This window comes from Mycoplana sp. 10N416 (genome assembly GCF_056394765.1).
The window spans coordinates 108,169-121,040 of sequence record NZ_JBFTIM010000010.1 but is presented as its reverse complement, the minus strand read 5'-3'; the positions used below and the strand labels follow the sequence as shown (position 1 = coordinate 121,040).

Annotated in this window: 10 protein-coding genes and 1 riboswitch; of the genes, 4 read left to right on the top strand and 6 right to left on the bottom strand. The window is 63.0% G+C overall.

The genetic code is table 11. The features are described from left to right. Positions 1 to 223 precede the first annotated feature (223 nt). The 4 genes from gltA to gcvP all read left to right on the top strand — a co-directional run bounded on the left by gltA (position 224) and on the right by gcvP (position 6,430). Positions 224 to 1,513, top strand: a complete 1,290-nt coding sequence (gltA, locus tag AC1DDS_RS20220) for a citrate synthase (RefSeq protein WP_310420629.1) — start codon at positions 224 to 226, stop codon at positions 1,511 to 1,513. Between the two features lie 288 nt (positions 1,514 to 1,801). After that, a riboswitch (glycine riboswitch) is annotated at positions 1,802 to 1,901 on the top strand. Between the two features lie 149 nt (positions 1,902 to 2,050). After that, complete coding sequence (gene gcvT / locus AC1DDS_RS20215) at positions 2,051 to 3,190, top strand: glycine cleavage system aminomethyltransferase GcvT (protein ID WP_477480485.1); 1,140 nt, start codon at positions 2,051 to 2,053, stop codon at positions 3,188 to 3,190. A gap of 16 nt (positions 3,191 to 3,206) precedes the next feature. Further along, the gene (gene gcvH / locus AC1DDS_RS20210) at positions 3,207 to 3,569 is read left to right on the top strand and encodes a glycine cleavage system protein GcvH (protein WP_477480484.1); all 363 of its coding nucleotides are present in this window, start codon (positions 3,207 to 3,209) and stop codon (positions 3,567 to 3,569) included. Then, entirely contained in the window at positions 3,569 to 6,430 is a 2,862-nt protein-coding gene (gcvP, locus tag AC1DDS_RS20205) for an aminomethyl-transferring glycine dehydrogenase (RefSeq protein WP_477480483.1), read from the top strand. Before gcvH ends, gcvP begins: the two co-directional genes overlap by 1 nt. Positions 6,431 to 6,580: 150 nt before the next feature. On the opposite strand, the gene AC1DDS_RS20200 is transcribed toward gcvP, so the two are convergent. The 6 genes from AC1DDS_RS20200 to sufC all read right to left on the bottom strand — a co-directional run bounded on the left by AC1DDS_RS20200 (position 6,581) and on the right by sufC (position 12,842). Continuing rightward, positions 6,581 to 8,428 carry an ATP-binding protein gene (locus AC1DDS_RS20200; RefSeq protein WP_477480482.1) on the bottom strand — a complete coding sequence of 616 codons (1,848 nt, stop codon included), beginning with the start codon at positions 8,426 to 8,428 and terminating at the stop codon, positions 6,581 to 6,583. Positions 8,429 to 8,627: 199 nt separating this feature from the next. Further along, entirely contained in the window at positions 8,628 to 9,020 is a 393-nt protein-coding gene (gene sufA, locus AC1DDS_RS20195; RefSeq protein ID WP_477480481.1) for a Fe-S cluster assembly scaffold SufA, read from the bottom strand. 118 nt (positions 9,021 to 9,138) lie between these two features. Beyond that, the gene (locus tag AC1DDS_RS20190) at positions 9,139 to 9,519 is read right to left on the bottom strand and encodes an SUF system Fe-S cluster assembly protein (protein ID WP_310420641.1); all 381 of its coding nucleotides are present in this window, start codon (positions 9,517 to 9,519) and stop codon (positions 9,139 to 9,141) included. A gap of 10 nt (positions 9,520 to 9,529) precedes the next feature. After that, positions 9,530 to 10,771: a cysteine desulfurase gene (locus AC1DDS_RS20185; protein WP_477480480.1), complete on the bottom strand. Its 1,242-nt coding sequence runs from the start codon at positions 10,769 to 10,771 to the stop codon at positions 9,530 to 9,532. 22 nt (positions 10,772 to 10,793) lie between these two features. Beyond that, positions 10,794 to 12,068, bottom strand: a complete 1,275-nt coding sequence (gene sufD / locus AC1DDS_RS20180; RefSeq protein WP_477480479.1) for a Fe-S cluster assembly protein SufD — start codon at positions 12,066 to 12,068, stop codon at positions 10,794 to 10,796. Between the two features lie 18 nt (positions 12,069 to 12,086). After that, positions 12,087 to 12,842: a Fe-S cluster assembly ATPase SufC gene (gene sufC, locus AC1DDS_RS20175; protein WP_477480478.1), complete on the bottom strand. Its 756-nt coding sequence runs from the start codon at positions 12,840 to 12,842 to the stop codon at positions 12,087 to 12,089. Positions 12,843 to 12,872 lie beyond the last annotated feature (30 nt).

Here is a 12,872-nt window from a genome sequence, read left to right as displayed (position 1 = left end):
GCCTGATCTCCGAGAAAGAATGCCCCCTCCACAATTCTCGAATCTCGCCCATAAGTTGCTTGCAACTGGCGAGGAAGAGTAGATATTGCGATGCCGGAATGTTTGTTTTTGCATTGCACAAATGCAGCCTTCGTCTTGCTTGGCACGTGAGGCAATTTGGGCTAGCAAAGCGGCACGCCCACGATCGGCACTGCCTGTGCCACACCAGCAGATGGAGATCCTCATGACGGGAAAGAGCGCGGAAGTCACTGTCAGTGACAAGAAGGTGGAGTTGCCATTGCGATCCGGATCAATCGGTCCGTCGGTGATCGACATCGGCACGCTCTACAAGCAGACCGGCACTTTCACCTATGACCCGGGCTTCACCTCGACGGCCTCGTGCGAGTCCAGAATCACCTACATCGACGGTGACGAAGGCGTTCTCCTGCATCGCGGCTATCCGATCGAGCAACTGGCGGAGCACGGCGATTTTCTGGAAGCGTGCTACCTGCTCCTCTACGGCGAGCTGCCGACCAAGGCGCAGAAGGATGACTTCGACTATCGCGTCACCCACCACACGATGGTGCACGAGCAGATGTCGAAGTTCTTCACCGGCTTCCGCCGCGACGCCCACCCGATGGCGGTGATGTGCGGCGTCGTCGGCGCGCTGTCGGCCTTCTACCACGACTCCACCGACATCACCGATCCGCACCAGCGCATGGTTGCATCGCTACGCATGATCGCCAAGATGCCGACGATCGCGGCGATGGCCTACAAGTACCACATCGGCCAGCCGTTCGTTTACCCGAAGAACGATCTCGACTACGCGTCGAACTTCCTGCGCATGTGCTTTGCCGTGCCCTGCGAGGAGTACACCGTCAACCCAGTCCTGTCGCGGGCGATGGATCGCATCTTCATTCTCCACGCCGACCATGAGCAGAACGCGTCGACGTCGACGGTACGCCTCGCCGGCTCTTCGGGAGCCAACCCGTTTGCCTGCATCGCAGCCGGCATCGCCTGCCTCTGGGGTCCGGCTCACGGCGGCGCGAACGAGGCGGCGCTGAACATGCTGGCGGAGATCGGCACGGCTGATCGCATCCCGGAATTCGTTGCCCGCGCCAAGGACAAGAACGATCCGTTCCGCCTGATGGGCTTCGGCCACCGCGTCTACAAGAACTACGACCCGCGCGCCCGCATCATGCAGAAGACGACGCACGAGGTTCTTGGCGAACTCGGCATCAAGGACGACCCGATGCTGGAAGTCGCCATGGAACTGGAGCGCATCGCGCTCACCGATGAATACTTCATCGAGAAGAAGCTGTACCCGAACATCGACTTCTATTCCGGCATCACGCTCAAGGCGCTCGGCTTCCCCACCACGATGTTCACCGTGCTGTTTGCACTGGCCCGCACCGTCGGCTGGATCGCCCAGTGGAACGAAATGATCGAGGATCCGGAGCAGCGCATCGGCCGCCCGCGCCAGCTCTACATCGGCGCCCCCAAGCGCGACTACGTGCCCGTCTCGAAGCGCTGAGGCTGACATCGATGCGGTCCGGTCAACCAGACCGGACCTTGTCCACCGGCAAACCCGTCGATGTATTTCGACGGGTTTTTGTTTGGCGTCCGCAAACGAGAATGCGGCTGCTCGCCCTCATAGCAACCGCTGGGCAGAACCAGGTGTTGGGGCGATTTTGAGAACGACAACGCAGCGACGGCTTCCATTTGCGGCACCAGAATCCGCTATGCGACAAAGGACGACAAATATTTGCTCCGCGGCGACGCAACGCTCTTGCCAAAATTGCGCCGACGCTCTTATGTGGCGATGACCTCGCTGGGAGAAACCGGCCGCCCGAAACGGGATGGCTGGTGCCGAAGGAGCAACCGCCCCGGAAACTCTCAGGCAAAAGGACCAGCAAGGTGCCGACAGGACTCTGGAGAGAGGCGTTCACACGCCCGCCGAAGGGATAACAATCTCAGGCGAAGGGACAGAGGGGGCTCACAAAAGCGGCGCACAAGCGCCGTAGGGATGAGCCGGCGTGCAGACGCACGCCAATAGACTGGAGGGCGCCTTTTGGACGGTACGTCTGAGCTAAAGAAAACCCCGTTGTACGACCTCAACGTCTCGCTTGGTGCCCGCATGGTGCCATATGCGGGCTACGAGATGCCGGTGCAGTTTCCCGCAGGCGTCATGAAGGAACACCTTCACACGCGCACTGCCGCAGGGCTTTTCGACGTCTCCCACATGGGACAGATCATCATTCGCGCTCGTTCCGGCAACAATGCCGACGCGGCGCGCGCGCTGGAGGCGCTCGTGCCGGTGGATGTGCTCGGCATTGCCGAAGGCCGTCAGCGCTATGCCCTTTTCACCAACGACACCGGCGGCATCCTCGACGATCTGATGATCACCAATCGTGGCGATCATCTGTTCCTCGTCGCCAACGCCGCGTGCAAGGACGCCGATTTCGCACATTTGCAAAAGCATCTGGGGTCAACCTGCGAAGTCACGATGCTGACCGACCGGGCCCTGGTTGCCCTGCAGGGACCCCGGGCCGAAACGGTGCTCGCCGAATTCTGGGCGGACATCACCGAAATGCGCTTCATGGACGTGCGCAGCTGCGACCTTCACGACGCCGAATGCATCGTCTCCCGTTCCGGCTATACGGGCGAGGACGGCTTCGAGATTTCCATTCCGGCTGCGCAGGCCGAAATGGTCTGCCGTCGCCTGCTCGATCACCCGGACGTCCAGCCGATCGGCCTCGGCGCCCGCGACTCGCTGCGCCTCGAGGCTGGCCTCTGTCTCTACGGCAACGACATCGACACTGCGACGACACCGGCTGAGGCCGGGCTCGGATGGGCAATCCAGAAGGTGCGCCGCCGGGGTGGCGATCGTGCCGGCGGTTTTCCGGGGGCCGATGTCATCCTGGATCAGCTCGAAAAAGGTACCGCCCGGCGCCGCGTCGGCCTGAAGGTCGACGGCAAGGCTCCGGTCCGCGCGCCGGCAAAGCTGTACTCCGATGCCGAGGGCAAGACCGAAATTGGCCACGTCACCTCCGGCGGATTCGGCCCGACGGTCGAGAACCCCATTGCCATGGGTTACGTCGCGGCCGCACTCGCAGCCCCCGGCACCCCGCTTTTCGCAGAGGTACGCGGCAAATTCCTGCCCGTCGCCGTAAGCGCCCTTCCCTTTGTTTCAAACACCTTCAAACGCTGATCAGAAAGGCCCACCCATGCTGAAATTTACCGCAGAACACGAGTGGCTGAAGATTGATGGCGACGTCGCCACCGTCGGCATCACGACCCATGCCGCCGAACAGCTCGGCGACCTCGTGTTCGTTGAACTGCCGGCCGTTGGAACGTCCTTCTCCAAGGGCGGCGACGCGGCGACAGTCGAATCCGTCAAGGCCGCATCCGATGTCTATGCCCCGCTTGACGGCGAGTGCCTTGAGGTCAACCAGGCGATCGTCGACGACCCGTCTCTCGTCAACAGCGACCCACAGGGCGTCGGCTGGTTCTTCAAGATGAAGCTCGCCAACAAGGCCGACGCCGATGATCTTCTTGACGAGGCCGCCTACAAGGAGCTCGTCGGCTGATGAACCTGCCCAAGGACTTCACCTTTACCGACTACCAGCCCTACGACTTCGCCAATCGTCGCCATATCGGCCCCTCGCCGAAGGAGATGGAGGACATGCTGAAGGTCGTGGGCTACGCCAGCCTCGACGCACTGATTGACGACACGGTGCCGTCGTCGATCCGTCAGCAGAAGCCGCTCGAATGGGGCGCGCCGATGACCGAGCGCGAGGCGCTCGACAAGCTGCGCGAGACAGCGAACAAGAACCAGAAACTGGTATCCCTGATCGGCCAGGGCTATTACGGCACCATCACGCCACCGGTGATCCAGCGCAACATCCTGGAAAACCCGGCCTGGTACACGGCCTACACGCCCTACCAGCCGGAAATCAGCCAGGGCCGGCTCGAGGCGCTGCTCAACTACCAGACCATGGTCTGCGACCTGACCGGCCTCGACATCGCCAATGCATCGCTTCTCGACGAGGCGACCGCCGCCGCTGAGGCCATGGCCATGGCGGAGCGCGTTTCGACCTCCAAGGCGACGACGTTCTTCGTCGACGAAAATTGCCACCAGCAGACGATTGCGCTGCTGAAGACCCGTTCAGAGCCGCTCGGCTGGTCGATCAAGGTCGGCAACCCCTTCAAGGATCTGGTCCCGTCGGAAGTCTTCGGCGCGATCTTCCAGTATCCGGGCACCTATGGCCATGTGCACGACTTCACCGACGTGATCGCTTCGCTGCATGCGGCTGGCGCGATCGCCACCGTGGCGGCAGACCCGCTGGCGCTGGCGCTTCTGAAGTCGCCGGGTGACATGGATGCCGACATCGCCATCGGCACCACCCAGCGCTTCGGCGTTCCGGTCGGCTACGGCGGGCCGCATGCCGCCTACATGGCCGTCAAGGACGCCTACAAGCGCAACATGCCGGGCCGCCTCGTCGGCGTTTCCGTCGATGCCCGCGGCAACCGCGCCTATCGCCTGTCGCTACAGACGCGCGAGCAGCACATCCGCCGCGAAAAGGCGACGTCGAACATCTGCACCGCTCAGGTGCTGCTCGCCGTCATGGCCTCGATGTATGCGGTCTTCCACGGCCCGCAGGGCATCAAGGCGATCTCGCAGAGCGTCCACCAGAAGACCGTCCGCCTCGCCATGGGCCTGGAAAAGCTCGGCTATACGGTCGAGCCTGAGGTGTTCTTCGACACCATCACCGTCCATGTCGGCAAGCTGCAGAACATCATCCTCAAGACGGCGGTCGCCGAGGAGGTGAACCTGCGCAAGATCGGCGACGACCGGATCGGCATCAGCCTCGACGAGCGCTCGCGGCCGGTGACGCTCGAAGCCGTCTGGCGGGCCTTCGGCGGCGATTTCGAGGTCTCGGATTTCGAGCCGGGTTATCGCCTGCCGTCGAACCTGCTGCGGACCAGCGGCTACCTCACCCACCCGATCTTCCACATGAACCGCGCCGAAAGCGAGATGACCCGCTACATCCGCCGGCTGTCGGACCGCGACCTGGCGCTCGACCGCTCGATGATCCCGCTCGGCTCCTGCACGATGAAGCTGAACGCGACGGCCGAGATGCTGCCGATCACCTGGCCGGAGTTCTCGGAGATCCATCCCTTCGTGCCGGCCGAGCAGGCGGAAGGCTATCGCGAACTGATCGACGACCTGTCGCAGAAGCTCTGCGCCATTACCGGCTATGACGCGATCTCCATGCAGCCGAATTCCGGTGCGCAAGGGGAATATGCCGGCCTGCTGACGATCCGCGACTACCACATCGCCAACGGCGACGCCCATCGCGACGTCTGCCTGATCCCGACCTCGGCGCACGGCACCAACCCGGCCTCGGCGCAGATGGCCGGCATGAAGGTCGTCGTCGTCAAGGTGAGCGACAACGGCGATATCGACATGGAGGATTTCCGAGCGAAAGCAGAGAAATACGCGGAAAACCTCTCGTGCTGCATGATCACCTACCCCTCGACCCACGGCGTGTTCGAGGAGAATGTGCGCGAGGTTTGCGAGATCGTCCACAAGCACGGTGGCCAGGTCTATCTCGACGGCGCCAACATGAACGCCATGGTCGGCCTCGCCCGCCCCGGCGACATTGGCTCCGACGTCAGCCACCTCAACCTGCACAAGACCTTCTGCATTCCGCATGGCGGCGGCGGCCCGGGCATGGGACCGATCGGCGTGAAGGCGCACCTGGCGCCGTTCCTGCCGAAGGATCCGCGCACCGCCGAGGCCGGCGCGGTCTCCGCCGCCCCGTTCGGCTCGGCGTCGATCCTGCCAATTTCGTGGAGCTACTGCCTGATGATGGGCGGCGAAGGCCTGACGCAGGCGACGAAGGTGGCGATCCTCAATGCCAACTACATCGCCGCCCGGCTGAAGGGCGCCTATGACGTGCTCTACAAGTCGGCCAAGGGCCGGGTGGCGCACGAGTGCATCATCGACACACGCCCGCTGGTCGACAGCGCCGGCGTCACCGTCGACGACGTCGCCAAGCGCCTCATCGACTGCGGCTTCCACGCCCCGACGATGAGCTGGCCGGTGGCCGGCACGCTGATGATCGAGCCGACCGAGTCCGAGACGAAGGCCGAGCTCGACCGCTTCTGCGATGCGATGCTGGCGATCCGCGAGGAAGCCCGCGCCATCGAAGACGGCCGGATGGACAAGGTCAACAACCCGCTGAAGAACGCTCCCCACACGGTGGAGGACCTCGTCGGCGAGTGGGACCGTCCCTACACGCGCGAACAGGCCTGCTATCCGCCGGGCGCCTTCCGGGTCGACAAGTACTGGTCGCCGGTCAACCGCGTCGACAACGTCTACGGCGACCGCAACCTCGTCTGCTCTTGCCCGCCGTTGGAAGACTACGCGGAAGCGGCCGAATAACGACAGCCAACGATCGACCCCGGCCCGAAAAGGCCGGGGTTTTTCTTGCGTCGTGGCATCGTATGGCAACGCGCAAAAGAGCTGCGCGCCCGGACGCCGACTTGAATTTCATCTGTCCTTTCGACGCAGCATAGCCTTGTCGGCCGAACCTCACTGCCGCGGAAGGGTTACGACAAACCGTGCGCCGTCGCGATAGTCCGGATCGAGCACAATCGTGCCGTGGTGACTGTCAACGATGCGTTTGGCGAGCGCCAGCCCGATACCCGTTCCGGCAAACTTGCTTTCGTCCCGATGCAGACGCTGGAATAGATCGAATATCCTGTCTGCATGTTTGGCATCGATCCCGATCCCCTCGTCCTCAACGACGATCCTCACTCCATCCTGCACGCGGTCGCCATAGACCCGTACCTTCGGCACGGTATCGGCATGGCGGTACTTGATAGCGTTTCCGATCAGGTTCTGCATCAACCTGCGGAGAAGCTCCGGATCGCCGGTCACGGCGGGGAGCGGCCGCGTATCCACTTCGGCGCCCGTTTCGCGGACGTGCCCCGCCAGCATGGATAGCGCGTCGGCAACGACCGCGTCTAGGGAAACCCTCTCGAAATGGCGTATCTGGTAGGCGATCTGCGAGTATTCGAGCAGACGTTCCACCAGTATCTGGAGGCGAGAGGCGGCCCGCTGCAGATAGCGGGCGTGAACCGCCAGTTCGTCAAGCCGTCCTTCATCGACTTCTTCGGTGATCAATTCAGCGAACGAGGCGATCTGTCGGATCGGCGCTTTCAGGTCATGCGAGACTGTTCCCGTGAACTGGTTCAGCGCCTCGTTCTTTCGCTGCAACTCCACCGCTTGCCTGGAAAGCTGCTCGTGTTGCAGCTTCGTTTCGGTGACGTCCCTGCCCACCGCCAGATAGTCAACCGGCTTGCCGTCCTCGAAACTCGCGATCGCGGTCCACAGCACCCAGGTCGGCAGTCCATCGGCGCCCGTATAGCAGACCTCACGCGTGCGCAGCGGCGTCTTCGGCGTGTAGTCGCTTGGCCTGCCGATGGCCTCGCGCTGATCTTCGGTTCGGGCCGATTCCCAGAAGCTCATTCCCACCAGCTTTTCCGCCGTCGACCCGAGAAACGCCGCACACTGATCATTGGCAAACCGGATCACCATCTCGCCATCGGTGCGTACGAGCATGTCCGGAAAGATCTTCAGGAAACTCAACTGCTGCCTGTGCTTTTCGTGCAGAATTTGTTCGGCGCGCTTGAGTTCGGTCACGTCGATGCGCAGAGCGACAACCTCGCCGCCCTCGGCAGCGTAGCTCTCCGAGCGAATCCAACGTCCATCGCTGTACGGGATCACCTGCGGCGCGCTACACACGCGATGGTGGCGCAGACGTGACTGCACCCAGGCTTCGGCCTCCGGCGTTCCCTCCGCAAGGTCCTGATAGAGGCCGCCGCGAAGATTGGCGCGAACGATGTCTTCCATCGTTGCCCCAACCTGCACCGCATCTCTTGCCGGATGGCAGCGATTGCGGAAAGCCCTGTTGAACGCCAGCAGTTTCTCGTCGCAATCGAAGATAGCGATTCCTTCGGGAATCGCCTCAAGCGCTGCATGGATCCGGCTGCCCGGAAGGGTCTGCTCCTCGTGGCTGCCCGCGTCCACGAGGTCGCGCAGAACCAGCGCGTAGCCGGTCTCGCCGTCGTCCGCGGCAACGGCCAACACATGCGTCATCGCTGCGAATGACGAACCGCTCGCCCTCAGAAACCGCAGGAGATGGACATCGGCACGCTCGCCGAGCGAAAGTCGGTGGAGAAGAAGCGGAAGGTCGGGCTCATCGATCAGCGCAGCCAGCGGCTCGGGGCCAGCCTGACGCTGATCGCGTCCCAGCGCGCGCCTTGCCGCCTCGTTCAGGGTAAAACCACTCAGGTCTGCCGCTGTAACGATCACGGGCAGAGGCAACGATTCGTAGACCGACGTTGCAAAGCCCTCCAGCGCGTCAGTCCCTTTCAATGTCACCTCCCGGCTGTATGGTCGGCATCATACACGGTTGGTGGTGCTTTCGACATGGTGCCTGAGGCTCCGGGGGCGACACGCAAGCAGCACGCGGGCAACGAAAAGCAGGCCGCGTCAGCGGTTGCCGCAGATCATGGGGAGACAGAACAGGCAGGCAGATTCCGCGAAGCAAACAGCTCACGTCAACGGTAAGTGATCAACCGATCCGCACCGTCGCATTGCCGGCGGCAGCAAGCGCCGCAAGATCGGCGGGCTTCAGTTCGACTGATTCGCCGCAGCCGCAGGAAGACGTCTGATTCGGATTCCTGAAGGTGAAGCCCGACCGAAGCGTGGTCACCTCGAAATCCATCTCGGTGCCCAGCAGATACAGGACGGCCTCCGGCGCGACCCAAACGCTGGCCCCCGCGTGCTCGACGAGATCGTCCTTGGGGTTCGCGTCGGTCACGAGATCGACGGAATACTCCATCCCCGCGCAGCCGCCCTTCTTGACACCGACCCGGATGCCCTGGGCGTCGCCGCCGGCGTTGTCGACGATCGCCTTGACGCGATCGGCCGCGGCATCGGTTAGGGTCATTATTGCAAAGGCCATCAGCCATCTCCTTCGCCAGCCGGGTTCAAGGCCCGATGGGTCTGAATAGAATGTAGTGGGACCGGGTAAACGGATCAATACTCTCGTGCAGCCGGGCCCTCTCCGAAGCCTGCAGCCGCTAGTACCAACCGACCGCGACCTGCGCCTCTTCGGACATGCGGTCCGGGGTCCACGGCGGATCGAAGGTCATCTTCACCTCCACCCCGGAAACGCCTTCGACCGCGCTGACCGCGTTCTCCACCCAGCCCGGCATTTCGCCGGCGACCGGGCAGCCGGGCGCGGTCAGCGTCATGTCGATCTTCACCATCCGATCGTCCTCGATGTCGATCTTGTAGATCAGGCCGAGTTCGAAGATGTCGGCAGGGATTTCCGGATCATAGACCGTCTTCAGGGCGGCGATGATGTCGTCGCTGAGGCGGGCCAACTCGTCCGCCGGAATAGCGGAGGTGACGATGCCCTCGCGGACGTCGGCTTTTTCTTCGGTGGCTTCGAGTGACATTTCCAACTCCTCAGGCGAAGAACTTTCGGGCGTAGTCCAGGGCGTCGGCCAGGACATCCACCTCGGCACGCGTATTGTACATGCCAAACGATGCCCGGCATGTGGAGGTTACGCCGAAACGCTTCAAGAGCGGCTGGGCGCAATGGGTACCGGCACGCACCGCGACGCCTGCCCGGTCGATCACCATCGAGACGTCGTGCGAATGAATGCCTTCAAGCTCGAAGGCGAAGATCGAGCCCTTGTCGGGCGCGGTCCCGAAGATCTTCAGTGAATTGACCCTGGACAGGCGCTCGAACGCATAGGCCGTCAGGTCCGCCTCGTGTGCGGCGATCGCCGCCCGGCCGACCTTCTCCATGTAGTCGAGCGCGTAGCCGAGTCCGATGGCCTGGACGATCGGCGGCGTGCCGGCCTCGAAGCGGTGCGGGGGGTCATTGTAGGTGACGATGTCCTCGGTCACTTCGACGATCATTTCGCCGCCGCCCTGGAACGGACGCATCTCCTTCAGCCGTTCAGTCTTGCCGTACAGCACGCCAATGCCGGAGGGGCCATAGAGCTTGTGGCCGGTCATCACGTACCAATCGCAATCGATGTCCTGCACGTCGACCGGCAGGTGGACCGCGCCTTGCGACCCGTCGACCAGCACCGGAATGCCGCGTTCGCGGGCGATCTTGCAGATCTCCTTCACCGGAACGATCGTGCCGAGCGCGTTCGACATGTGCGTGATCGCGATCAGCTTCGTGCGCTCCGTCAGGCACTTGACGAAATCCTCGACGTGGAAGGCGCCCTGTTCGTCCACCGGCGCCCAGACGAGCTTGGCCCCCTGCCGCTCGCGGATGAAATGCCACGGAACGATGTTGGAGTGGTGCTCCATGATCGAAAGCACGATCTCGTCGCCCTCGCCGAGCTTGGGCATGCCATAGCCATAGGCAACGGTGTTGATCGCCTCGGTCGACGACTTGGTGAAGATGACGTTGTCGACCGAAGGCGCATTGAGGAAGCGCCTTACCTTCTCGCGCGCGCCCTCATAGGCGTCTGTCGCCGCATTGGAGAGGAAGTGCAGGCCGCGATGGACGTTGGCGTATTCGTTCGAATAGGCGTGGGCGATCGCGTCGATCACCGCTTTCGGCTTCTGCGCGGAAGCGCCGTTGTCGAGATAGACCAGCGGCTTGCCGTAGACCTCCCGCGACAGGATCGGAAAGTCCCGGCGGATGGCTTCGACGTCGTAGGTCGTAACAGGCTTGATCTCATTCATCTCGACAATCCGCTTCGGCCTCTCAGGCGTGCTTTTCCAGCCACTCGGAAATGACGCCTTCCAGCGCCTCGACCAGCGGCTCGTCTTCCAGTTCCTCGACGATCTCGGCGACGAAAGCGTTGACCAGCATGGCGCGCGCCTTGTTTTCCGGGATCCCGCGCGCCATCAGATAGAACAGCTGCGTGTGATTGATGTCGATCACGGTGGCGCCGTGACCGCACTGCACGTCGTCGGCGAAGATTTCGAGTTCCGGCTTGGCCGAGAATTCCGCCTCGTCCGACAGAAGCAGCGTGTTGCACGACATCTTTGCGTCGGTCTTCTGGGCATCCGGCGCGACCCGGATCTGCCCCTGGAACACACCCTTGGCACGGTCGAAGATAACGTTGCGGATGACTTCCGAAGACGTGGTATGCGGCACGTTGTGGCCGACGGTAAAGGTCACGTCCGTGTGGCTCTCCCCACCGAGCAGATTGATGCCGCGCAGCGTCAGGTCGGAGCCTTCGCCCGCCACAGTCACGTGGATCTCCTGCCGCACGAGCTTGCCGCCGGCATTGATCACATAGAGGCGAAGCTTGGCGTTCGTGCCAAGCGCAGCCTTGAACTGACCAAGGTGCGCATCGGCTACGCCCTGCGACTGGAAGATGATCCAGGTGATCTCGGCGCCGTCCTCCAGCTTGACGTCGCTGACCGACGTGACGAACGAAGCCTCGTCGCCGACCGCCAGATGCCGCTCGATCACGGTCGCCTTGGCACCCTTGCCGAAGCGGACGGGAAAACGCGTGTTGACCTGACCGCAGTTCTGCACCGACTGGATCTCGATCGGCGCCTCGGGTTCGATCCCGTCGGCGAAGTCGATCACAAAACCGTCGCGAACGAAGGAACCGTTGATCTGTGCGATCGTGTCGTCCCGGTCCCGTTCGACCAGACGCTCGGCCGCCGTGCCGTCCTGCAGGGCGTCGGAATAGCTTTTCAGCGAGATGCCGTCCTGAAGGCTGCGCTCGTTCGCCTGGCCGTTCGTGACAGACAGCACGATCGAGCCCGGCACGATCGGATCGACCCGGTTGGCGGCTGCACCCTGCTCGAAGGCCGGCACGGCGCGCAACAGCGACTTGAGGTCGGTGTAATGCCAGGCCTCGACGCGGCGGGTCGGCAACCCTGCCGACTTGAACTCGCTGAGCAGCATGTCTCGGGCCGCAATGGTCGCACCGTCACCCGGGAGGTCGCCGATCTGCTCGTTATAGGCGTCGACCAACGCGGCTTCCGCGACGGTCAACTTGATCCCAGCTTGGATATTCATGGATCGTGTCCCTCCGGCTCAGGCAGCTGCCTCAATGATGTCGGCGTAGCCGTTCGCTTCGAGCTCGTGCGCCAGCGTCTTGTCGCCCGACTTGATCACCTGGCCCTTGTAAAGCACGTGGACCGAATCCGGCACGATGTAGTCGAGCAGGCGCTGGTAGTGGGTAATGACGACGACCGAGCGATCCGGCGCGCGCAGCGCATTGACGCCGTCGGCGACGATCTTGAGCGCGTCGATGTCGAGGCCGGAGTCGGTCTCATCGAGCACGCACAGCTTCGGCTCCAGCAGCGCCATCTGCAGGATTTCAGCACGCTTCTTCTCGCCGCCGGAGAAGCCGACGTTGAGTGGCCGGCGCAGCATTTCCGGCGAGATCTGCAATTCGCCGGCAGCTTCCTTGACGCGGCGCATGAAGTCCGGCGTCGTCAGCTCGTCCTCGCCGCGCGCCTTGCGCTGCTCGTTCATAGCGACCTTCAGGAACTGCATGGTGGCAACGCCCGGGATTTCGACCGGATACTGGAACGCCAGGAAGATGCCCTTCGCCGCGCGCTCGGACGGGTCGAGTTCGAGGATGCTCTCGCCGTTGTAGAGGATATCGCCCTCAGTCACTTCATAATCCTCGCGGCCGGCGAGGATGTAGGACAGCGTCGACTTGCCCGAGCCGTTCGGGCCCATGATCGCGGCGACCTCGCCGTCCTTGACGGTCAGGTTCAGGCCACGGATGATTTCGGTGCCGTCTTCGGCGATGCGTGCGTGCAGGTTCTTGATTTCAAGCATTACGTTTCATCCTCTACGGAATCCCATGGG